The organism is Coleofasciculus sp. FACHB-542 (assembly GCF_014695825.1).
GTDB lineage: Bacteria > Cyanobacteriota > Cyanobacteriia > Cyanobacteriales > FACHB-T130 > FACHB-T130.
Genome location: NZ_JACJPB010000027.1, coordinates 1 through 23256 on the forward strand (window position 1 = coordinate 1; position 23256 = coordinate 23256).

At 47.0% G+C, this 23256-nt stretch carries 13 protein-coding genes and 2 pseudogenes; 6 read left to right on the plus strand and 9 right to left on the minus strand.

Features of this window, described 5'->3' with window-relative positions; all coding sequences use genetic code 11:
• Positions 1-317: 317 nt before the first annotated feature.
• The 4 genes and pseudogenes from H6F52_RS08690 to H6F52_RS08705 form a co-directional block, all read left to right on the plus strand.
• Positions 318-893: pseudogene (locus tag H6F52_RS08690) on the plus strand (DUF6745 domain-containing protein); the annotation flags it as partial.
• Positions 894-1333: 440 nt separating this feature from the next.
• Positions 1334-2353 carry an aldo/keto reductase gene (locus tag H6F52_RS08695; RefSeq protein ID WP_190533798.1) on the plus strand — a complete coding sequence of 340 codons (1020 nt, stop codon included), beginning with the start codon at positions 1334-1336 and terminating at the stop codon, positions 2351-2353.
• A gap of 107 nt (positions 2354-2460) precedes the next feature.
• The gene (locus H6F52_RS08700) at positions 2461-4569 is read left to right on the plus strand and encodes a M3 family metallopeptidase (protein ID WP_190533801.1); all 2109 of its coding nucleotides are present in this window, start codon (positions 2461-2463) and stop codon (positions 4567-4569) included.
• Positions 4570-4785: 216 nt separating this feature from the next.
• Positions 4786-5157 (plus strand): signal peptidase I, encoded by a 372-nt coding sequence (locus tag H6F52_RS08705; protein WP_190410076.1) that lies wholly within the window; start codon positions 4786-4788, stop codon positions 5155-5157.
• 52 nt (positions 5158-5209) lie between these two features.
• Here the strand turns inward: H6F52_RS08705 and H6F52_RS08710 are convergent, their stop codons facing one another.
• The 8 genes and pseudogenes from H6F52_RS08710 to H6F52_RS08745 form a co-directional block, all read right to left on the minus strand.
• Positions 5210-6475 (minus strand): DUF6745 domain-containing protein, encoded by a 1266-nt coding sequence (locus H6F52_RS08710; RefSeq protein ID WP_190533804.1) that lies wholly within the window; start codon positions 6473-6475, stop codon positions 5210-5212.
• Between the two features lie 171 nt (positions 6476-6646).
• Positions 6647-7741 carry a M24 family metallopeptidase gene (locus H6F52_RS08715; RefSeq protein WP_190410075.1) on the minus strand — a complete coding sequence of 365 codons (1095 nt, stop codon included), beginning with the start codon at positions 7739-7741 and terminating at the stop codon, positions 6647-6649.
• 114 nt (positions 7742-7855) lie between these two features.
• Positions 7856-8956: a galactose-1-phosphate uridylyltransferase gene (gene galT / locus H6F52_RS08720; RefSeq protein ID WP_190533806.1), complete on the minus strand. Its 1101-nt coding sequence runs from the start codon at positions 8954-8956 to the stop codon at positions 7856-7858.
• The gene (locus tag H6F52_RS08725) at positions 8868-10841 is read right to left on the minus strand and encodes a glycoside hydrolase family 2 TIM barrel-domain containing protein (protein WP_190410073.1); all 1974 of its coding nucleotides are present in this window, start codon (positions 10839-10841) and stop codon (positions 8868-8870) included. Before H6F52_RS08725 ends, galT begins: the two co-directional genes overlap by 89 nt.
• 1271 nt (positions 10842-12112) lie before the next feature.
• The gene (locus H6F52_RS08730; RefSeq protein WP_190410072.1) at positions 12113-12535 is read right to left on the minus strand and encodes an STAS domain-containing protein; all 423 of its coding nucleotides are present in this window, start codon (positions 12533-12535) and stop codon (positions 12113-12115) included.
• A 72-nt stretch (positions 12536-12607) separates the two neighbouring features.
• Positions 12608-14818: a family 1 glycosylhydrolase gene (locus H6F52_RS08735; protein ID WP_347276198.1), complete on the minus strand. Its 2211-nt coding sequence runs from the start codon at positions 14816-14818 to the stop codon at positions 12608-12610.
• Between the two features lie 250 nt (positions 14819-15068).
• Positions 15069-16301 (minus strand): UDP-galactopyranose mutase, encoded by a 1233-nt coding sequence (glf, locus tag H6F52_RS08740; protein ID WP_190410070.1) that lies wholly within the window; start codon positions 16299-16301, stop codon positions 15069-15071.
• 284 nt (positions 16302-16585) lie between these two features.
• Positions 16586-17818 (minus strand): annotated as a pseudogene (locus H6F52_RS08745) (glycosyltransferase family 1 protein); the annotation flags it as partial.
• Positions 17819-19291: 1473 nt separating this feature from the next.
• Here H6F52_RS08745 and H6F52_RS08750 point away from each other — a divergent pair.
• Positions 19292-20281 (plus strand): WGxxGxxG family protein, encoded by a 990-nt coding sequence (locus H6F52_RS08750; RefSeq protein WP_190533812.1) that lies wholly within the window; start codon positions 19292-19294, stop codon positions 20279-20281.
• A gap of 124 nt (positions 20282-20405) precedes the next feature.
• Here H6F52_RS08750 and H6F52_RS08755 read toward each other — a convergent pair whose 3' ends face one another.
• Complete coding sequence (locus tag H6F52_RS08755; protein WP_190410067.1) at positions 20406-20603, minus strand: NblA/ycf18 family protein; 198 nt, start codon at positions 20601-20603, stop codon at positions 20406-20408.
• Positions 20604-21532: 929 nt separating this feature from the next.
• Between H6F52_RS08755 and H6F52_RS26395 the strand changes: the two genes are divergently transcribed.
• Positions 21533-22576 (plus strand): M23 family metallopeptidase, encoded by a 1044-nt coding sequence (locus H6F52_RS26395; RefSeq protein ID WP_190533815.1) that lies wholly within the window; start codon positions 21533-21535, stop codon positions 22574-22576.
• Positions 22577-23256 lie beyond the last annotated feature (680 nt).

Sequence of the window (23256 nt, forward strand, 5' to 3'; positions counted from 1 at the left end):
CTCTTGCTAAATGTTTCAGAATTTGTAATTCTACATCCATTGCCCTACTTACCTTCCAGAGTTTTTTCTTTTAATCCTTTTATTCAGAATACTCGGAAAGTGACAGAAGAGGGGTAGAACTAGAGCTGACAGCAGGAGACGAAGAAGGATGGTGGGAGCTGGATGAATTAATTAATCATTCTCTAGAACTCATCGGAGCTGATTCCAGCTCTTTTGATGCAGATGATTTTTATCCAGTAACTCCTACAGACCTTTTTACACAAATCTACGCAACTGAATTTTATGTTTCTTCGTTAGGTGTCACTCTCGACCAAAAGACACAGGAAGCATTTGACTGTCTGAACCAGCTTTTTGAGCATTGTGGTTTGATTTTCCCGTTTGAGAAGGTTTGTGTAGTATGCGATCGCCCGACTAAAATCTTGCTCGACAGCCAAGATCGCCTACATGCTGAACGTGAACCCGCGATTCAGTTTGCCGATGGATGGCATACAGGATATTATTATCACGGTGTGAAATTACCTGAAAAATATGGCAAATTGCATCCCCATCAATGGCAGGCGCAATGGATTTTAGAAGAAGACAACGCCGACCTGAGGCGAGTGCTAATTCAGGGGATTGGCTATGCACGAATTTGTCAAGAATTACAAGCAACTGAATTAGATTCTTGGCAAGAATACACTTTGCTAAAACTTGATGCTGATATTGATGGTTTCCAGCCTGATGATTTTGATGATGATGCTCAAAAAGAGCCAATTCACTTGCTGAAAATGACCTGTCCTAGCACAAGCTTTATTCATGCTATGCGAGTTCCGCCGGATATTATATCGGCTCGTGCAGCGATTCGCTGGATCAATTGGGACATCGATCCAGAAGAATTTTCTGTGCAAACCTGAATAGTAAGTTTTAGAGTAATTAACCACAGATAAACACTGATAAATTATCTTGCGTTTCTTTGGGGTTTAATTTTGAAAAGGTTGATTTTTAGCGCTACTTACTTAAATAAAATACAGACCTAACCCCTAGCCCTTTACCTACTAGGGAAACTACCGTGTATACATAAGTCTTCTTGAACTTGCAAGTCCCGTTTTGATCCCCCCAACCCCCCTTAAAAAGGGGGGCAATCAAGTCAAAGTCCCCCTTTTTAAGGGGGATTTAGGGGGATCAATTAACGTTTTGCTAATTAATGAAAGATGTGTATACACCGTAGACTAGGGAAGAGGGAAAGACCCTCTCCTCGTAGGAGAGCGGTTTGGGGAGAGGTTAAGTTTGTGTATCGCATCCAACTTCTGACACTATAGGCAATAATTTTATCTATACATAACAAAACGTCAACATGAACTTACCCGAATCAAGCAGATTGCAATTTACCCCAAATTTGAATATCTGCCGCGTACTCAATGGAATGTGGCAAGTGTCAGGCGCACATGGAAGAATTGACTCAAAAGCCGCGATCCAAAATATGTTTGATTACATGGATGCAGGCTTCACGACTTGGGATTTAGCCGACCATTATGGCCCCGCTGAGGACTTTATTGGAGAGTTCCGGCGACAATTAGTAGCAAGTCGTGGTGAAGAGGCGCTGTCTAACTTGCAAGCTTTCACAAAATGGGTACCAAGACCTACTAAAATGACGCGCAAGTTGGTAGAAGATAACATTAATATCTCCCTAAGAAGAATGGGAGTTGATTCCTTAGACTTAATGCAGTTTCATTGGTGGGATTACCGCGATAAAAACTACTTGGATGCGCTCAAGTATATGGCGGAACTCCAAGAGGAGGGAAAAATCAAGCATCTAGCTTTGACAAATTTTGATACAGAACGTCTGAAAATTATTACCGAAGCAGGTATCAAAATTGTGTCCAATCAGGTGCAGTTTTCTCTGATTGACAGGCGTCCTTTAGCGAACATGGTGCAATTTTGTCAAGAGAATAACATCCAGCTTTTTGCTTACGGGACACTCTGCGGCGGCTTGCTGTCAGAAAAGTACCTGGGACAACCAGAACCGCGAGGAGGAGAACTGAAGACGGCTAGCTTGCGAAAATACAAGAATATGGTGGATGCGTGGGGTGGTTGGAGTTTATTTCAAGAGTTACTTTCTGTCCTCCAAGAGATTGCCCAGAAGCACGGGGTAAATATCTCGAATGTGGCGGTGCGTTATATTCTAGAGCAGCCAGCAGTCGCCGGTGCAATCGTCGGCGCACGGTTAGGGGTGTCGGAACATATTGAAGACAATGCCAGGGTGTTTGATTTGATACTGGATGCAGAGGATGATCGGCAAATGAATGCGATCGCTCAACAATCGCGCGATCTATACCAGGTTATCGGTGACTGCGGCGACGAGTACCGACGATAAGCCGCAACTTTGCTACGGTTAACCACCCTGTAAGGGTAGCTGATTTTTTTCTTAAGATCGGATAACAAGGACGATTCAGCCCAAATACGTTTACAAACAAATCACCTATGAGTGCAAACGCCATTATTACTGATAACCCGTTACTCATCGGCAAAGGGCTGCCCCCGTTTGATGCCATCAAGCCGGAACACGTCGTTCCGGGGATGACGCAGCTACTGGCTGAACTAGAACAGGAACTTGCCACCCTAGAAACCCAGGTAGAGCCGACTTGGAGCGGTTTAGTCGATCCCCTCCAACAACTGGTAGAACGCTTAACCTGGAGTTGGGGGATTGTCGGTCATTTGATGGCTGTGAAAAATAGCCCCGAAATCCGCGAAGCGCACGAAACCGTGCAGCCAAAAGTGGTGCAGTTTTCCAACAAGCTGAACCAAAGTAAGCCGCTGTATGAAGCATTTAAGGCACTGCAAAGTAGCAACGCTTGGGATAGCCTGGAATCAGCCCAAAAGCGGATTGTAGAATCAGCGATCAAGGATGCCGAACTTTCCGGTGTTGGGTTGGAAGGAGAAAAGCGCGATCGCTTCAACGCCATTCAACTCGAATTAGCAGAACTTTCTACCAAGTTCTCTAACCACGTCCTCGACGCCACTAAAGCATTTAGCCTGACCCTCACCAACAAAGAGGAAGTTGACGGCTTACCGCCCAGTTTAGTGAGTCTAGCCGCTCAAACTGCCCGTGCTGCTGGCGAAGAAAATGCCACCCCTGAAAATGGCCCTTGGCGCATCACCCTGGATTTTCCCAGCTTTGGCCCTTTCTTGCAGCACAGCACCCGTCGGGACTTGCGCGAAAAGCTTTATAAAGCCTATGTCAGCCGTGCATCGAGTGGCGAGTTGGATAACACCCCACTCATCGAACGCATATTGCAACTGCGCCAAGAAAAGGCAAAGCTACTCGGTTTTGACAGTTTTGCCGAGTTAAGCTTAGCCCGAAAAATGGCTCCTAGCGTTGAAGCAGTTGAGGCGCTGCTAGATGAACTGCGCGGCGCTAGTTATGATGCTGCTAAGAAGGAATTAGAAGAATTAAAAGCGTATGCTGCTAGTAAAGGAGCCGCAGAAAGCAGCGACTTGAAGCACTGGGATATCAGCTTTTGGTCGGAACGCCAGCGGGAAGAAAAGTTCGCCTTCAGTGCAGAAGAGTTACGCCCTTACTTCCCCTTACCGCAAGTGCTAGATGGGCTATTCAGCCTCGTCAAGCGGTTATTTGGAATTACCGTCACGGCGGCTGATGGTCAAGCCCCAGTGTGGAATGAGGATGTGCGTTACTTCCAGATTGCCGATGAAACAGGGAATGCGATCGCATACTTCTATTTAGATCCTTTCAGCCGTCCAGCCGAAAAGCGCGGCGGTGCCTGGATGGACGAGTGCCTAGTCCGTGCCAAAATTATCGAAGCTGGCACGCCCACCACACGCTTACCCGTCGCCTATTTGGTCTGCAACCAGACTCCCCCAGTCGATGGCAAACCCAGCCTGATGACCTTTGGCGAGGTAGAAACCTTATTCCACGAATTTGGTCACGGCTTGCAACATATGCTGACCAAGGTGGATTATCCTGGGGCGGCAGGCATCAACAATGTGGAATGGGATGCTGTAGAATTACCCAGCCAGTTCATGGAAAACTGGTGCTATGACCGACCCACTTTGATGGGAATGGCGAAGCACTACGAAACCGGGGAAACCTTACCAGAGCATTATTACCAAAAGCTGTTGGCAGCACGCAACTACATGAGCGGTACTGGCACGCTGCGGCAATTGCACTTTAGCTTAGTTGACATCGAACTGCACCATCGCTATCAACCGGGTGGCAATGAAACTGTGGCTAATGTGCGGAACCGCATTGCCAAAACCACAACAATTTTGTCCCCTCTGCCAGAAGACTCCTTTTTATGCGGGTTCGGACATATCTTTGCTGGCGGCTATGCGGCGGGTTATTACAGCTACAAGTGGGCTGAAGTTCTCAGTGCTGATGCCTTTGCAGCTTTTGAAGACGCTGGTTTAGAAGATGAGACGGCTGTAGCTTCTACAGGTAAGCGCTTCCGCGACACCGTGTTGGCGCTGGGTGGTAGCTTGCACCCGATGGAAGTGTTCAAGTCCTTCCGGGGACGCGAACCGAGTACGGAGCCTTTACTGCGCCATAGCGGCTTAGCCGTGGCGTCGCGTTAAGGAATCATTTCGCCGGGAAATCTCGCCGGGAGTAGAGAGAAATCCCATCCTGTAGAGACGTAGAATTTTGCGTCTCTACAATTCCTAAGATTTTGCACAATCTGTGTGCGTTCACATTTGTGCGTTAGCACTTGTGCGTTAACACTTAGTCATCCGACTTGATAATTTTGCTGAGTTTTATAAAATTAATACTTGCATATAAGCAAGGATTCGCAAATGCCGTCTAATGTTGTTGTTGGGAATGCTCATAGTGAAGGTGCAAATCGTTCTGGTTGGTTTCTCGGTCATTTTATAAACCCAATCGACGACATTCGTTCGACTTCCAGCCTAGAAGTGAAATGGGGTATTCACCCAGCAGGAGATGGTAGATCCGAATGGGCAATGAATGAGGAAGCAACGACACTTTCTATCCTGATTAAAGGACGATTTCACGTTAAATTTCCAGAGCAAGAAGTCTTATTGTCTCGTGAAGGCGACTACGTTCTCTGGTCTCCAGGCGTGCCCCATTCTTGGTCTGCTGAGTCAGATTGTACCATTCTGACTGTCCGCTGGCCCTCGAAGTTGGGAGATAGTGTAGCAGTTAGTTAATTGCTTTCAATATCGCGTTAATCATCAAAAAAATTCATGTTTGCACAGAAAATTATTCTGGATTAATTCCCCAATTCACCCAAGCGATCGCTTCCCGTGCCGATATCATCTCAGGTGGTACGCGCAACACATGAATAAATCCGGTGCTTGGGCAAGTCATCTTCAACAAAGATATTGGCTCAACATCAATATCAGTATCAATTTTAAATAAAGTGTATTCTTGATAAGAATCTAACTCAATTGCTCCTAATTCCTGGGCAATTCTATCGTAGCCAATTCCCTGAATTAGCACTCGCCGTAGTTCGGCGTTATCTTCTTCTATTATCCATTTAGCTTCCCACTGTGTTGGGTGTAGCTTGCCGTATTTTTCAGGTAATCTTACCCCATGATAAACGTAGAGGCTGTATCCGTCTGCAAACTGGATCGCGGGTGCGCCTTCCGCGTGGAGGCGCTGCTGGTTGTCCAGGGAGAGGATGCGAGGGCGATCGCAGACAATTACCATCTTCTCATAAGGGAAAATACAACCGCAATTCTTGGCTATTGTCTGAAATGCTTCCCATTCTTTTTGCTTATACTCAAAATTTAATACGTTAATGCAAAAGTCATACAAACTGCCCGAACTAACCCATTGAGCGGGTTCAATATATATATCATCATTACCAAAGATAATATTCAGTAGGTTTTCCTGTTGGCTAAGGTTATCCGTTTCCTGGGATATGCGATTTGCAAGTTGATGATTCGTTTCACTTCCTATGAGTAAATCCTGTAGTATTAACCGATCCACCAAATTATTTGGTATTGGTATATCAAGCTGTACCCACATTTCCTCGCATAGCTTCTGTATTTGCTTTTCTTTAAATTCTATTTCCTCCCATAGTTGATTTCGCACTTGCTCCATTGTTTGGAAGAACATTATAAGTTCCTCCGTTAGTAACCCCTCTAATTTCCAACTTATATCATTATGTAGTTCGCTACCCAGTCGGCTCATAACTGTATTACAAAAACTAGACTTTATAGCTGATAATAAATAGTCGGAAAAATCTTGGTTAAATATTCTTCTGGTTTCATACAATTCTCCATATATTCTATTTTTATCTATGACTAATTGTTTGTCGCTACCTACTGCATAAGGACTATCGTAAAAAAGTATCTCTGGTTCAGATAATTCAATCAAAATATAAACTGCTTTTACCGCTTTAGCAGCTTTTTCTCTATCAATTGGCTCAGTTGAATATGCTATATCTCTCCACTTCTCCCGATAAACCGGAATTAAAGCTTCTTGTTCTGGAGTCAGCTTTTCAATCTTTTCCTGTGACATACTGCGGCGGCTTTGCTGAATATATCTGGTGCAAAAAAGACCCCGGCGATTAGAAATCGCGGCTACACAAACAAAGTCCGCCTTCGCGGACTAAGAGTAAATTCCTCTTCAAACCTGCGTAGGCAAGTTTCGTCTGTGTAGACGCGAATTACATTCGCCAAGGCGTTCTCATTACCCAACCTCTAAGGGCACAGGGCGCAATCTTCCGGCTACTTCAACACTGGGAAAATTTGGATCGAAAGTCAGATTTTCTAGTCCATCTTTGAGAAGTACAAAAGTATCCTCAATCTTTGCACCCCGTACACTGGGATTCCAGGCGATAGCCATATTTTCTTCCAACGTGTCATTAGTCGTCGGATTCGCTACAACTTCTCGCGCCAAATATCCAGTCGTTCCACCTTGATGATGTTCTCGGATGGCATTAGGATATCCGTGCTTTTGATAAACATCAGCTAAAGTGTCATAAACTGCATTCAGAGCGATTCCAGGCTTTAAAAAATTCAAAGCTTCCGCTTCAATTTGCCGGACATCACCATGCAATTTAGCACTTTCATCGGACGAACCGAATGATACAAATCGGGTCAGATTCGCATACAAACCATGTCTTCTGGCGCAAAATACCAGCATCGCTTGCCGTCCAATCTTTTCACCTGTGGCGGTAGCATGACGGTACAGCGGCAAACGTCTCTCGCCTGCTACCAGAGTCAGCGCTGGATGTATCCCCCTCGCCCATAATGCCTCGGCACCCGCACCGGCAAGCTGATATTCTGTCCAATCCGGCTTGGCGGCTTTGAGTACCTCTGTCATCGCCTCGCTTGCCTGACGCCCTAACTGGCGATATCGCTCCAGCTCGCTCGACATCAGGGTTCGTTTATGCTGTTGTAGAGACGCGGGTAATCGCTTTTCGACATGAGGAATCGGGCGATCGCTTAAAATTTTCCCCCCATTGGTCGCTTGCTGCACAAAAGATTCACGCGCCGCAGCATCAGCCCAAGGATTCGCATAATGCTGAAAATTTCCGGGAATTTCCTCATCTTTTAACCGCTGCGCTTCGATTTCATCGGTTAATATCCAGGCATCCTCAGCAGTCACCAGCACTTCTGCGATTCCAGTTTCAGCCGTCAGCAGTACGGTGCTGGAACCGCCAGCAGTCGCCCAGGCGAACCAATCGGTGCCGCGCAATCGCAACCCCTGCGCGTCAGCTTCCGTTAAGGCGTTTCGGATTAACTCTAGTTTCTGAGAGACTTCTTCACTAACTTGATTCATAACTCACCTCTTACAGCAGGAAATTCCTCCCCCAGCCCCTCCCGGAAACGGGGAGGAAACTGAAGTTCTTGCCCCTTCCCTGCAAACGAAGGGATTCGGGGGTTAAGTTTTGATTCACAACCGCACAGGATTCTCAAGTGTGATGACGACAGCTTGCAACTCCTTCACCTTCTCCTCCGGAAGCGCATCATTGGCAAACATTCCTGCGGCTAGTTCGGTTCCCGCCAGGTACTTAAGCCGATCCTGAGTCCGATAGGGAGGATACAACTCTGCGTGCAGATGTGCTTCTGGGTGCGGATTTCCATCGGTGGGTGCTTGGAACCACGCCATCAAGTAAGGGAAAGGACGATTCCACAAACCGTCATACTTGAGAGTGACAGTTTTTAAGGCTTTGGCGAGTCCTTGGCGCTGCCCATCTGTCAGATCCACAAATGTAGCGGTGGGCTGAATCGGGGCAATCCAGACTTCGTAAGGGTAACGGGCGAAAGCGGGGACAAATGCGATCGCTTCCTCATCCAGATAAATAATTCGCTGATTATCCAAAATCTCTTTTTGGATCAAATCTTGCAGCAAACCCCGCTGATGTTCCTGATAATACGCTTGTTGCCTCTCTAACATCCGCGCTGGGACGGGTGGAACAAACGGATAAGCGTAGATTTGCCCGTGGGGATGCTGTAAAGTTACCCCCATCTCGACCCCTTTGTTCTCAAAGGGCAGTACATACTGAATCTGGGGCATTTCGCCTAAAGCGCGAGTGCGATCGCCCCAAACTTGCAACAATAACTCTAATTGATCCAGTTCTAAAGAACTGAGGGAAGCTTGCGGATCTTGCGTAAATACGACCACTTCGCACGCGCCGTTTGCTGGGAGAGTCTGCACAATGCTAGCGGGTGGATTGTGCGCCCCCAAAGCCATTGAGGGAAAGCGGTTGTCGAACACCGCCATATCATATTTCCCCTGCGGGAGTTCCGTCGGAAACTGAGGATCTTTGGTAGGTGCTAACGGATTGTATTCTGGGGGCGGCATAAAAGTCCGCCCCTGACGGTGACTTGCATAAGCAATCCATTCGCCCCGCAACGGATGCCAGCGCAGGTGAGGATTCGCCTGCACTGGCTCATTACTAGGGCTAGTGGCTGTAATTTCCTCCGCAATGGGGAATCTGCTGTATAGAATCAGCTTGCGACCATCCGGCTTCAACAGCTCCTGGGAATACATTGTTTTCTTGCCCCAATGCAGCTTTAACTGTTGTGAGCATAACGTCCTCTTCGTCTTCCTCACCCCTGCCTAGAGTTGCATATGCGATCGCTTCGATAGGAAATTTCGGAGTCCGGTCGGCATATAGCAGTCCGTTCGCTTCTTGGTAGGTATCGGTCAACTGGGTGTAACAAAAACCGCTAAATAACTCGACTCGGTTCACCACATCTAGTAGCGCCGTATACCGGATTTGCAGTTCGGAGACATCATGGGAACGCACATATCCCCAAGCTTTTTTATCTTCCCGACCCGCATAAGCAATACCGCCAAACTCAGTCAGCATGATCGGCTGTCCTTGATGAGGATAGCCATCCAGCGTCAGAACCCGCCCACCCGGACGTTGGCGATCGAAAAGGTCTGATAGCTTCACTTCTGGACCGTAGCGTTTTGCCATCCGAGTCGGCTTATTATCGTAGTCGTGGATAGCCAAAATATCGGTCGCCGCACTTTCCCAACCGTCGTTACCGATGACTGGACGAGTTGGATCGAGAGTCTTGGTCAAATGATACAGTGCTTGGACGCAGTGCTGGTGGGCTGCTGTCGCTGTCAAATCGGGAACACCCCAAGATTCGTTGAAGGGCACCCAGACCACAATGCAAGGATGGCTGGCATCGCGTTCAATGACCTCAGTCCACTCCTTGGTAATCCGTTCCACCGCTTTAGGAGAGAAGCGATAGGCGCTGGGCATTTCTTCCCAAACCATCAGTCCTAGCACATCTGCCCAATACAAGAAGCGGGGGTCTTCAATCTTCTGGTGCTTGCGAACCCCGTTGAATCCCATTGCTTTGACTAGTTCAACATCTTGCCGCAACGCTTCATCGGAAGGTGCGGTCATCAGAGTTTCCGGCCAATAGCCTTGGTCTAGAACCAGTCGCAGATAGTAGGGACGACCATTGAGCATAAAGCGATCGCGCTGGATTCCCACCGTCCGCATTGCGGTATAGGACTTGATTTCATCCAGCAACTCGCCATTAGACCACAACTGCACTTCAACATCGATCAGAGTTGGCTTTTCTGGACTCCAAAGCAATTCGTTGCGGTAGTCGTCAATACCAGGGTCAGAAAGGGCAATCCGTCGGTGAATCTCTCCGTGGATTACTTCATAGGTATCGTTGACTAGCAACTGGCAGCCAACGGTTAGTTTTACCTTTACCTCGATGCCATCGCACTGGTCACCTGCAACAAAAGCTTCAAAGCCAATTTCCCAACGCTCAAAGTGCGGCGTCCAGCGGATGCGCTCAATATAGGTAGAAGGAACGATCTCCGCCCAAACGGTCTGCCAAATCCCAGTGGTGCGCGGGTACCAAATACTGTGCGGTTCCAGTTGCCAATCTTGCTTACCACGAGGTTTTGCCAAGTCTTGGGGGTCGTCTTGCGCCCACACTGTTACCCGCTGCGGTCCGTTCTCATTAAATACTGGCGTAATATCGATGCTGAAGGGAGTATGTCCGCCTTCATGGTCAGCCATAAATTGACCGTTGATCCACACGCGGGCGCGATAATCTACCGCCCCGAAGTGAAGCAGCACCCGACCTGCACCCTTAACAATGTTAAATTCTCGCTCATACCAGCAGTTCGGGTGAAACCCTGTGTCGCCAATGCCACTTTTTGAGGATTCTGGCGCGAAGGGAACTTCAATTGTATGCGTCCACCCGGAAACATCTGAGGGTCGAGTTATTTTCCCCTCATCGTCATAAGTAAACTTCCACGGACCGTTGAGACAAATCCAATGCGATCGCTGTAACTGCGGACGCGGATATGCTCTGTCGAACTGGTCAAAATTAGACTGAGTAGCGCCGCCAGACGCGATATAACAATTCTCCAGCCATTTCCCCAAAGAGTGCATATAGTCATCTATCCAAGGTTATATTTCTAGAGTACCCATAAATATCTGAGTACTAACTCTTTTAAGTGTTTTTCTATAAAATTTTTTAAATGTCTACACAGTCTGGATTTCAGCGATTTAAGGTTATTTTTTTCTAGCAAAAATACAGTTTAAGAACCAAGACTGTTTAATGCCATTAATACGATAAGTAATGCCTATCGTTATTACTACATCCATTTGCCAATCTTTTCCGGATCGAGGTACGTTACCTCTGTACCACATATCCGGCTACTGTGTTATCGACGCCTCAAAATTGTAAGTCTTATCGTGACTCAGATACGTAACTTTTTGTTTGAGTTTCGTTGCAGTAATAGCTTGCATAAAATCCTCTAACGACGATTTAAAATTCGTGTAATCGTTGGAGTGAATTGGGATGGCGTAGAAAGAACAATTTATTGAATTGCCTTAACGCCTTGCTTGGCATCGATTATCAGACGAATTGCGAATGCTTTTGTTCCATACAAGTGCAGCAAAACCAAATCGATATCTGAATACTGTCGAGGAATTTCCTTCAGTTGTTGGTTAGCGAAGGTATTGCCAGTAATAAAGAGACGAAATGCCGTCTTCCCAGAAGCAGGTTGAAGCTTTAGCAGACTCGCATAACAGGTGGTAGTACGGCTGTGAGGAGCATCGACCCGTGTCTTCCAGGCATCGACTTAAGCTAAAAATCAACATTCCCCTTGGTAACAGTTAAAGGTTCCAAGTTTTGAGCAGATTAGGTTGCATTAAACTCCCTTCTTTATTAATTGTAGCAGTTGCGGAAAGGGAAGATATGATGGGAATGTTTGTATTCAGTTTTTGCTCGGCAATGCACTCGAAACGAACTTTGTGCATTTGCGAGAGTAGAATCAAATCGATCGACGGCAGATCGTTAAGATTTATGGCGGGATTTTTCCAGTGATGTGAGCGAAGATATTCGCCCAAATGCACTCTCTCTGGCTAATGGAAAAAAATTGGATTGGTCAGAATTGTAAATCCGGCGTTATGTCAGGATAACTGTGATGGTTGCAATTAAGAAAATTGGGAGATGTTATTAAATTGGGTTATTTGCCGTTCGCAGAAAGAGTATATTACTGTTGCTTCATTGATAACGTACCTTTTCTCAAGAGTAGGATACGTTAGCACAACGCTTGTCAGGCATTGTTAGAAGCAAAAGAGTAATAATTTTGCTGCGTTCATCGTTCAGGAACACACGCTCCAATTTCGGAGAAGAATCGCGAAAACTTAACGATTTAACGAGCCGAAGCAGGCTGGACAGGCGAGCTGGTAGATTTCAGCTTTGGTGAATATGCTGACTTTGACAAGGTTTCTGATATAGGATTAACATTAGCTCGCGCTAAGCTTCCTAAACTTTGAAATCCTTCTGACTTATTAAAGGTTTCCAAAACCTGATCTAAACCCGTCATCTCCAATAAAATCCTAACCTGTTCGCTCTTGGAATAAAGTAAAATTTTGCAACCTGCGGAGCGGGTAAGCCTCACCATTGAAACAAGAGCCATTAAGCCAGAACTACTGATAAAAGTGACATTTTTGAGATCGAGGAGAACAAATTTGACTCCTGCGTCGATCAGATTCTCAATTTCTTGATGAAACTGAGCTGCTCTAGAGCTATCAAAAATGTCTGGGGATTTAACGATTTTAAAAAGAATGCTCATCTTAAAAACCTCAATGGGTAAATGGACTAAGGTGAGCAGTGCCCACCTTAGAGTGGGTTAAAGTATCGATTTTTACAGGGAAATTTTGGATTCTTGGAAGTAGCGGGCGATCGCATTTTCCAGCGACGGCAACAGTACCCCTCGTTCGCTGCCCAGAACGCTGTAGATTGGGCGTGGTGCCAATAGCCTCAGCGCTTGCATGGGACAAGCTTCAATTCGGGTAGCATCGAAACCAGCTTTCTTTGCAGCAAACCGTGCCAAATCTGCCCAAGAACTCTCACCAGGGTTCGCAATGTGCCACAAACCGTTCTCGCTATCAATTAAGAGGTCAAGGCTGGCATTGACCAGATCCGGAACGTAGGTCGGTGAAACGACCGAATCTTCTGCCGCAATAAAGGGTTTTCCTGCCGCTAGGGTGCGGAGCGCCATTGTAATAAAGTTGTACTCGTCCCACGGCCCGAAGAAGGCGCTGGTGCGGACGACGAGCGACGAGGGATGAAACTTTAGAACTTGCGACTCAGCTTCTACTTTGCTGCGTCCATACACATTGAGCGGTGCAACAGCATCGCTCTCCACATAAGGAGCAACACCAGTTCCATCAAATACCAGATCCGATGAGAAGGTGAGCAACGCCACTTTCTGCATCGCGCAAGCAGCCGCAAGAGTTGCTGGGCCAACTGCGTTTTCGCGCAGACAAGCATCCGGTTCGCGCTCCGCATCATCTACGCGAACGTATCCAGCCGCATTTACAACCGCCCAAGGCTTGAGTTCAGCCAGTACCCGCTTAACCGAGGCAGGATGGGCAATATCCAGTTCCTGACGGTTAAGGAGGTGATAGGGGATACCCCGGATGTCGCAAATTCGAGCAAAAGCTTTCCCCAGCGTGCCTCTCGCTCCAATAATGGCGAGCGGACGCGGTGAGGAAGAACGGACAGGTGTGGAGGTGCTTAAGTACTGAGGACTGAGGTGCGTTTCTGGGTTTTTGTGCCTCTGCGCCTCTGTGCCGTTGCTCTCCGCAACGGGTGGATAGAGCAGTCGCTGGTTTCTATGCCACCATCCTGGCACATCCAAAAGGGGATGGTGAGGCATCTCGCCGCGTGCCAACTCGCGCAGCATATGGGCGATCGCCGTTGGGCGGGGTTCGGGCGATCGCAAGTCGAACACCCCAGGCTCGTAATGACCGTTATCTTTTGTTACCAAGCTAGTCCAGTCATAAGAACCCAGGAGCGACCAAGCGGTGATAGCCCGCAGATCGATGCCTTCGGAACGCAGACGGGTTGCTGCTTCCCACACCTCTTTAACCCAGCGCAGTTGTTCCTCGCGGGTGCAACCGTGATGGACTTCAGTGACCGCAATTGGCAAGCCGTAGCGTTCCCATGTCTCTTTGATTAGCGTGTAGGGTCCGGCGATTCCTTCAGCACGCACCCGCACTGCCTCGACATCTGCGTACTGCTGCCGCCCATTTCCCCCATGCGTCCACTGGGGATAGCGTTCTAGGCGCTCATCCAGAAAGCGATCGCTCGTTAAGTAGTGGTTAATCCCAATGATGTCCGGCGGGCAGGGATTTTCTAAAAACCACTCCAGTTCAGCTTCAGGAATTCCAACTTTACATAGATATTGCCACATCGGGCGATCGGGATTGAGGCGACCAGACAGCAGATCGAAACTCAGCCAGCGACGCTCATTTTCAAACTCTGCTTGGTACGCCATCTGTGGCGTGCTGAACACCTTGCACAAGTCCTCGGTTTGCACCAGCTTTGCGTCTGGGTTAACTTGGCGAATGGCCTGCATTGACAGGATTGTGCCGCGGAGTTGCGTCAGCAATGCCTGCAAGAAAGTTAAACTATCCCGACCGTGAGGATACCAGTGACCGTATAATCCGCTAAAACGCGCTGTCGTGAGCGGCTCGTTAACAGGGGTGTAATTTTCCACCCACGGATAGCGTTGGGCAACGGCTTCGGCGAACTGGGCAAGCCCAGAGGCAAAGGTGGGATTCACCAGGCTTGTATGACGAGGGCCACTGCCGTGGTGAACTAAACCGACAATGGGACGGATACCGAGTTCGCGCAAACGTCCCAGTCGTTCATCCGCCCAAGACCAATCGGCGCTATCTGGCCCATCAGGGGCAGTTAATTCCCAGAGGATCGGGTAGCGAATGGCACTTACGCCGAGTTCGGCAAACAAATTGAGATCACTTAAGCGCGTTTTGTGGCCGTTTCGTTCCAACTGGTTGAAATAGCGATCGCCTACGCGGTTAACGGTACACTCTACTCCAGCCCACATCTCCAATTTAGAGTTTTGAGTTTTGGGCTTTGAGTTTTGAGTTCGTTCAGAATTGCTAATGATTAGTTCTTTACTTAAGGCTGCTCTTATCATTCCTCACCCCCGAATAACTTGTGCATGAAGTGTCAGTAGCCCATGACTCATGGCTATTGTTTCCGATGTTTTATTCATCGTTCATGGCAGTAAAAATGATTCAAGCAAGCATTAGTCATTAGCAAATCCCTAATGACTAATGACTGTTGACTACTGACTAATGACTAACGGCTTTTCCGTGACCGTTTCCGTTTGTAGTTGCAACTTCTGTCTGCGGGCGTTGCTCAACGATTTCACTGAGAGAAACATTCTGGGTGTAGTTGCTTCTCGCTTCTACAGGTTCTAAAGTGATTGGTTCCTGTTTCGTGCCAATCTGTTTGTGAACCGTGAGCGCCTGAGCCACGCATTGATCCATGTTGTAATACTTGTAGGTCGCCAACCGTCCGACAAAATGTACCCCCGGCGTTGCATCAGCCAATGCCTTGTATTTCTTGTAGAGTTCGGCATTTTCTGGGCGAGGTACTGGGTAGTAAGGATCTCCCTCTGCCTGGGGGTACTCGTAAACGATGCTAGTTTTACTGTGTTCTTGTCCGGTCAGATACTTGAACTCAGTGATGCGCGTGTATAAATGCTCATTGGGGTAGTTTACGACTGGCGCTGATTGATGCACAGGCTTGTTGTGCGTTTCATGCTTGAATTCAAGGGAACGGTAGGGAAGCTTTCCATAGCGGTAATCGAAGTAAGCATCAACAGGCCCGCTGTAAATCATTTCCCGGTACGGAATGACTTTCTGAATTTCCCGATAATCGGTGTTCAGCATAATTTTGATGTTCGGATGAGACAACATCTTCTCGAACATCCGGGTATAGCCGTGCAATGGCATCGCTTGATAGCTATCGGTGAAATATCGATCGTCTCGATTGGTACGGGTAGGCACCCGTGAGGTGACTGACTTATCGAGATCCGAGGGATCGATTCCCCATTGCTTGCGCGTGTAGTTCCGGAAGAATTTTTCGTACAATTCCCGCCCTACTTTGCTGACAACTACATCTTCGCTGGTACGGATCTGTTCTTTTTTCTCAGCAACCGAGGCGAAAAATTCTTCGAGTTGAAAGGAGGTGAGACTCAGTCCGTAAAGTTTATTAACGGTGTCGAGGTTGATGGGCATGGGTACCAGTTGACCGTCTACACTCGCCAAAACGCGGTGTTCGTAAGAGCGCCATTCGGTGAATTTGGAAAGGTACTCAAAGACTTCGCGGGAGTTGGTATGAAAGATGTGAGGGCCGTATTTGTGTACGAGAACGCCCGCATCATCGTAATGATCGTAAGCATTGCCGCCAATGTGCGATCGCTTGTCAACCACTAGAACCTTCTTGCCCGACTGAGTCGCCAGCCGCTCTGCAAGGACACTTCCAGCGAACCCTGCACCCACAATAAGATAATCGAACATTCTAAAAGCCTCGCTTATTTAATAGAAATATGGCGGTGAAACCCTTACGGGAGTAAGGGAAAAATGAAACAGCTACCCTTGGGTAGAAAGTAAAAATTGAAAAACTGAAAAGTCAGAAAATCAACCAAAAACCAGTCCTGATTCGCTTTGAGCGGACTAGCTCAGGATGTTTGTTGAGGTTTGTTAACCGAGGTAACTCCTGCACGCTCGTCCATTTGAGACGCTGAAGTTTTGGCAACGCGATCGCGCAATTCTTGAGATACACTCGTGTCGTTCATTACACCCTCAATCAGTTGCATCATCCGCGCCCAAGTGGAATCCCACGAATTCTGCGCTAAGAAAGCATCCACCTGACTCAGCCATGCCGACCGATCGTAATTTTGCTCGATTGCTGCTTCGGCTGCGGCGACGAAATCTGCGACGGTATCTGCAATCTGCACTAAACCCATCTCTCCGTAAGGACGAACGACATCCCGGATCGAGGTAGATACAACTGGCTTCCCAGCGGCGAGGTATTCTGGAGTTTTGGTAGGGCTAATAAAGCGGGTTGACTCGTTACGAGCAAAAGGCAACAACGCTACATCCCACCCAGCAAGATATGCAGGCAATTCTTGATAAGACTTCCCACCCAGATAGTGAAGATTGGGATGTTGGGGCAGCTCTTTGGGGTCTATTTTGACGACTGGGCCAATGATAACCAGATGCCAGTCAGGTCGCGCTTGGGCCATGCCACTCAGCAGTTCCAGATCCATGCGCTCATCAATTACCCCATAGAATCCCAGACGCGGGTGGGGAATATTTTTTTGATCTGCTGGTTCCTCTGTCAGAGTTTTTGCTTGTGCAAAGTGCGCTCTCTCGATGCTACTGGGGAAGGCGTGGGCATTCGGGTGCTGGTTGCGCTTGGCTTCGTAAAGGCTCTGTCCGCCTGTAAATACCAAATCTGCACGTTTAAAGAGTTCGGCTTCGCGCTCAATCATCACGGGTGGCGCTCCCTTAAATGCAGATAGCTCATCCATACAGTCGTAGACAACGACTAAAGGATCTAAGTGGTCTGCGATCGCGATTGCCATCGGTGTGTAATACCACAGAATATACTCGCGGATCTGCGCTTGTGCTAACAAATCATCGAGCATCCCCTTTTGAGCAGCAATGATTTCTTCCTCACTCATTCCTTCGCTCAAGTAAGGCACCACCACCGAGACACCACTCTCGCGGAGGCTAACATCCAGCCGCCAAGATGGATCGGAACTGAAAATCGGTTCTTCAATGAAGAATACTCTTCGCTGCTTTGCACAGCGGCTCAAGAGATGTTGCGGTCGTTGGTAGACAAAATCCCAACGCAAATGCGACAAACAAATGAGCGCCGGTGTATTTGACAAGGAATCAGAACCATCCGACTGTAATGTTGGAAATGCACTCGCTGAGGGAGACTCAAGTGCATCTTTTATGGAGAACTGTATCTCCCATGCCCCACCATTACTCACACTATTCTTTATCAAATTTTTGGGCTGGGACATAAATAGCCTCAGATATTTCGTAGATTGGATTTAAGCTTTCAGAATCGCCTACCTACACACAAAGAAGAACAAAGTGGAAAGCCTTGAAGTGAAAAGAACACTTAAAATTAATTCCTAGCTATAACTACAAAAAGCAGCTAGAAATGATGTTTTCCTGCCTTGTTTACCCTTTTTGCGACTCTAAAGCAGTTTTATTGACTTCGCACTTCTGCTTAATTTATCGGGTTTTATTACCATCCGCTTCTGCCTGGAGAAGGAATTTGCTGCCACTGCTAAAAAAATAATAGCTATTGTTGAGTTCTAGCTTCTACCAGAGGAATGACGCGACTTCTTCCTAAAGAATAAATTTAATGTTAAATTAGTTTGTGCTAAATAATACAAAACACCTAAGTATAGTGACTTCTAATGGGAGTAAACAAGAGATGCGGGTGGGTTGCAGGACTTAGAAGACAATGCTTCCAAGTAGCAGCATTATTGCATCCCTATTCGATGGCTGTAGTAGCTTCAGTAACGAGCGCACGTAATCTCACGTAATTTGTTTTACGCCGGTTTATCATTTCAGGTGCTTGCATTTTAGGTTATTCAATAAGAGTTATATTCGCCGAAGCTGTGCGCTTAGCGATCGCTCTAAATGGATTGAATAAAGGTGAATTAAATGCTTTTATCCTAAAAAAATACAGCACTAAATTTATATAATTTATGCTTTATGTATCACCTTTAGTAGCAAATACAAAAGGTGTGCAAAAGTTTTTCGTAAGTATTTTAATAGCTAAAGCTACTAAAGAAAATATCTTATTTAGGCTTTAAATAAAAACCTTAATAATATATTAATAATTTTTATTGAGCGTGGAGTATACTTCGAGGAATTGCCTCAAAAGGCCTTCTGCAAAGTTACTGAACAGTAGATAGTAACTTCTCTAGGAGAATTTGGCGAACCTCCCAAAGGGAGTGATGAATCTTGACTCTGTTTTACAAACTGAGCATTGAGCGATCGCTTGCTCAGAGAAACTGTAAAGCAGATGGATGAAAGGGGAAAATAGCCAAGGAAAGTTAATAACGAAGGGAAAATATTTTCCCCTCAATGACACAGTCTCAACTAATCACTAAGCTTATCTGCTGTGCTATCGGGAGAAGCATAGCATAGCATAGCTCCCCATAGAACTGTTTGTATTTTTAAGCACACACTGGCTTAAAGTAAAGTCAATCCTTCAGGGAGAGGTGGGTCTGTTCCTCTGGTAGAAGTAAAGAGAACTGATGGCAGTTATTCTTCCTAAGAGCGATCGCATCTGAGGAGAATAGCAAAACGCTCTGGTAATTCCAGACCCGTATTCTAAACCACGATCGTCCTAGATCGGGACTTCATGAGCGGGAAGTATATCCAGTCTTCGTAATTTAGCTGCCCATGAAGTTAACAAGACTGTTTTTGAATAATAACAAATCGCAGAGTTCTAGAGAATAAGAAAAACCACTACGATGAAACCTTCTAATTTGTCCAAAGTTCTTTTTGCAAGTACCTTTGCCCTCACTGTAGCGGCTCTACCCTTAACTCTGCCTTCTGTTGCCCAAACAGGCGGTGGTGCTGGTGGTTCAGCTTCCGGTACTGGTACGGGTGCAGGTGGCGCAACTTCTGGTACGACGGGTGCAGGCGGTGCAACTGCCGGTACCACAGGCGCAGGCGGTGCAACTTCTGGTACTACTGGCATCGGTGGCGGAACTGCCGGTACTACAGGTGCAGGCGGTGGCGGAACTGTCGGGACAACGGGCGCGGGTGGCGCAACTGCCGGTACCACTGGCATCGGTGGCGGAACTGCCGGTACCACTGGCATCGGTGGCGGAACTGCTGGTACCACTGGCATCGGTGGCGGAACTGCTGGTACCACTGGCATCGGTGGCGGAACTGCTGGTACCACTGGCATCGGTGGCGCAACTGCCGGGACAACGGGCGCGGGTGGCGCAACTTCTGGTACGACGGGTGCAGGCGGTGCAACTGCCGGTACCACAGGCGCAGGCGGTGCAACTTCTGGTACTACTGGCATCGGTGGCGGAACTGCCGGAACCACAGGCGCAGGCGGTGCAACTCCTGGTACCACTGGCATCGGTGGCGGAACTTCTGGTACCACGGGTGCAGGTGCTACTTCCGGGACAACGGGTGCAGGTGGCACTACTTCAGGGACTTCTACTGCTCCTTACGGCACGGTCACAACGCCTGGGGGCGCAACTACAGGAACTACCACTGCTCCTGACGCCACAACTACGACGCCTGGAGGCACTACTTCAGACACAACTACGGTTCCCGGTAGCACAACTCCTAATGGAGCTACTACAGACACCACCTCTTACCAAGGAGTTCAGTCTGAAAGACGGGATCGCAACTCCAGTTGGGGCTGGTTAGGCTTGCTGGGTCTAATCGGTCTAGCTAATCTGTTCCGTAAGCAGAACCATGAAACTGCACGTCAGCGTTAAATCAAGGCGTGCAAGTATTTAAAAACCAAAGCTAACAACAAAGCCCTGGCTGTAAACCAGGGCTTTACTCATATATATGTAATTTTTCAAAATTTAGGAAAGTTTAGGCGATCGCTTTCAAGCTTTACACAGATCCCAGAATTGAATCCAGACCCCATTGATGCTTCAGCAAGTTCTGATAGATAGTGTCTCGAATTATCATTTGCTTATGTAGCTGAACCAAAAATTGTTGAGCTTGCTCGCGAGACATATGCTGCACTTGATCTGCAAAAGAAATTAGGCTAAATTCTTGCTCTAAAGACAATTCAATGGGGCGTTCCATAATATTCTCCTGTGCCCAACTAGGCCAAAAACTAAAGTTAAGTAATTGATATGTGTCTGAAAATGAAGCTAAATGAACTAGTTTATTTAAACTTCTTTTGTTGCCTGACAATTACAAAATATCATTTTCAAGTTTGCAGCTTCCTCTTCCACCCGATGTAACTTTAATTTCCTTAAGAAATAATCCGATAGATTTATTCAATAAGGATTAGCCAAATATGTAACACTTCTTTGCATTCAGGCTGTTTGAGCTGTCGGAGAGTGAAGGGCAGCACGAGCAGACTAAAGTTGGATAATGCCCATCTGCTTGCGTGTCAGATTGAGAGAGTCCTTTGTCACTATCGGATCTATCTGAACTTTTTTACAGGACACAAGAAAAATAAACTCTCTTTCCGCAGTGATGGGTAAAAAATAGGCATCTCAGGGAAGGAAGGCTAGAAGGTTAGGCTATTCTGCCGTATTTGCTTCAAATAAAAATCGCTAATTCCTGAATTAAAGCGAATCTGCACAAATTAAGCCATTTATTAATGCTTTTGACCATTTTTGGATCTATCCCCAAACAAGGAACATACTTCTAAGCAACCCTTCTAAGAGAAAATATCCACTTAAACTAAATAGCAAGCTCCTTCATCTATAGACCTGTCCGAAAGCTCAACTCCAAGCGAACAGCACAAAATATAACTACTTGTCAGCCAGGTTTAGTGACTCGCTAGCAGCGTAGGTTATCAAACCGAGCGCCCCTCACCGTCGCCGGGAGGGATTGGGAGATGCAGGTTTGCCTCTGAAGATAAGAGGAGGGGGTTCTACTGTCCCCCTTAAACGGGTATCCCTAATCTACATAGCGATTGTCCTGATATAGCTAGCTCAAAGCTGAAGCCAACAGATAACAAAAAGGCTTCCTAGACCCTTCTTCTTCCAGGCTCTGATCTAATGAAACAACTCGCTATTTCTCAATTCCGTAAATATGGCTTAATTGGCGTTATCTCATGCGCCACCATGCTAGGGACAAGTTTCTGCCTCTTGAGTCAAGCAAAAGACTATTCCGCTACTCAAGGTCATCCCTCCCTTGCTTCTGGCTTAATATGGCCCACTCAAGGGAATCTCACTCAAGGCTTTAATACTTATCATGAAGGAATTGATATTGCTAATAGCACTGGAACTCCGATTGTTGCTGCCGCATCGGGTACAGTCATCAAAGCTGGTCGTGATGATTCGGGATGGGGATTAGGCAACGTAATAGAAATCCAGCATCCTGATGGAAGCCACACGGTGTATGGTCACAATAGTCGTCTTTTGGTGAGTAAAGGTCAACAAGTTACTCAGGGTCAAGTAATTGCTGAGATGGGTTCGACAGGGAATAGTACAGGCCCTCATCTCCACTTTGAGTATCATCCTGATGGTCGTCTAGCGGTTGACCCGGCTGCCGGATTGCCCTCTTTAGTCGCAGGCAGGATTCCACCGCCGCAAAGAGCAACCGCTGCGCCTAAACCGATTGATCTGCCTCCAGTGGTTTCTCAGACTGTACGCAACAACGCGGACACGAGAGGCAACACCAAACTTTACCCGAATCTAAATGTTTATTCTGGGGGTCGTCAGCAAGGGAACTCTCTTCGAGTACCGCGCGCGATCGCACCCAAACCACTGCAACCGATTGCAGTGACTCCGGCACCAGCGACTTATGCTGTTGCTGCGACTTTCAATCAATGCGGCAACCCCTTGATTGAAGGTGAGACGGCAAGCTCTCTGGTGAAAGTTTGTCGGGAAAATGGTCAATTGTTTTATATGGGGCAATTAAAGCAACAACCGAGCGCTTCGATGCAGCTTGCTGCTTGGCGTGTTGGGCAGGATCGGTATCAAGCGGATAACGGCAGTTATTCTTATTTTATTAGTCCACGCGGAGTAGAAGTTTGGCGAAATGGTCGTCAGCTCCGTTCTGAGCCTTTTAACGGTTCTTTGAAGATTTCACGGTTCTAAAAGGTTTGGTTTGACGACTGATGGTTACGAATCTTCAAAGAACGTGCTAAGAGAAAGTGCTACCCGATTTCTTCTCTAGATAGACTATCAGGTTCTCTATAGGCGATCGCTCTTTCTACCCTGATTTTCCAAGGGAGGTGACAAAGCGATCGCCTTTTCTTTACTTCTTCTTAATAAAACTTATTTTTCTTCACTTTTTTCTGAATAAAAAATTAAGATTTTAAGATTGCGATAATGTCTACCTTATTGTTTGACTATTGTGAGGAGTTAAAGCCTTACAGTATTGATTAACCAGATAGACAAAGCGTTCTGACCGACACGAGCATTACCATCTCGCATCGATGCAACTTTTCTGAAGGTGCGTCAGTGCGGGAAAACAGCGATCGGACAACTGAGCAAACGATTTATTCTAAAGTGGGGATAGACCAGATATTTCTGGAACTTGACTCGTTGATTGAATTGCCATCTGTCAGTTCACATTATTTGTGTATTGCTGAATTGTCTGTATGTTTTGGAACGGCTACAGTTGAACGTCTCATTTAGAAAGTAAATTGCACATTAGGTTCCTCTAATGTGGCTGAAACTCAACAATTCATAAAAAATCACCTGAGTTTCCGAAAAATGTTTCCGAAAAACTCAGCAGCCATCCTGAAGCATCACAAAGTGTTTCTCAACCATAC

What these genes read in the sequence shown, in the direction of transcription:
- H6F52_RS08695 (WP_190533798.1), top strand. Translation starts at nt 1,334, where the DNA reads ATGAACTTACCCGAATCAAGCAGATTGCAATTTACCCCAAATTTGAAT.
- H6F52_RS08700 (WP_190533801.1), top strand. Translation starts at nt 2,461, where the DNA reads ATGAGTGCAAACGCCATTATTACTGATAACCCGTTACTCATCGGCAAA.
- H6F52_RS08705 (WP_190410076.1), top strand. Translation starts at nt 4,786, where the DNA reads ATGCCGTCTAATGTTGTTGTTGGGAATGCTCATAGTGAAGGTGCAAAT.
- H6F52_RS08710 (WP_190533804.1), bottom strand. Translation starts at nt 6,475, where the DNA reads ATGTCACAGGAAAAGATTGAAAAGCTGACTCCAGAACAAGAAGCTTTA.
- H6F52_RS08715 (WP_190410075.1), bottom strand. Translation starts at nt 7,741, where the DNA reads ATGAATCAAGTTAGTGAAGAAGTCTCTCAGAAACTAGAGTTAATCCGA.
- galT (WP_190533806.1), bottom strand. Translation starts at nt 8,956, where the DNA reads ATGTATTCCCAGGAGCTGTTGAAGCCGGATGGTCGCAAGCTGATTCTA.
- H6F52_RS08725 (WP_190410073.1), bottom strand. Translation starts at nt 10,841, where the DNA reads ATGCACTCTTTGGGGAAATGGCTGGAGAATTGTTATATCGCGTCTGGC.
- H6F52_RS08730 (WP_190410072.1), bottom strand. Translation starts at nt 12,535, where the DNA reads ATGAGCATTCTTTTTAAAATCGTTAAATCCCCAGACATTTTTGATAGC.
- H6F52_RS08735 (WP_347276198.1), bottom strand. Translation starts at nt 14,818, where the DNA reads ATGTGGGCTGGAGTAGAGTGTACCGTTAACCGCGTAGGCGATCGCTAT.
- glf (WP_190410070.1), bottom strand. Translation starts at nt 16,301, where the DNA reads ATGTTCGATTATCTTATTGTGGGTGCAGGGTTCGCTGGAAGTGTCCTT.
- H6F52_RS08750 (WP_190533812.1), top strand. Translation starts at nt 19,292, where the DNA reads ATGAAACCTTCTAATTTGTCCAAAGTTCTTTTTGCAAGTACCTTTGCC.
- H6F52_RS08755 (WP_190410067.1), bottom strand. Translation starts at nt 20,603, where the DNA reads ATGGAACGCCCCATTGAATTGTCTTTAGAGCAAGAATTTAGCCTAATT.
- H6F52_RS26395 (WP_190533815.1), top strand. Translation starts at nt 21,533, where the DNA reads ATGAAACAACTCGCTATTTCTCAATTCCGTAAATATGGCTTAATTGGC.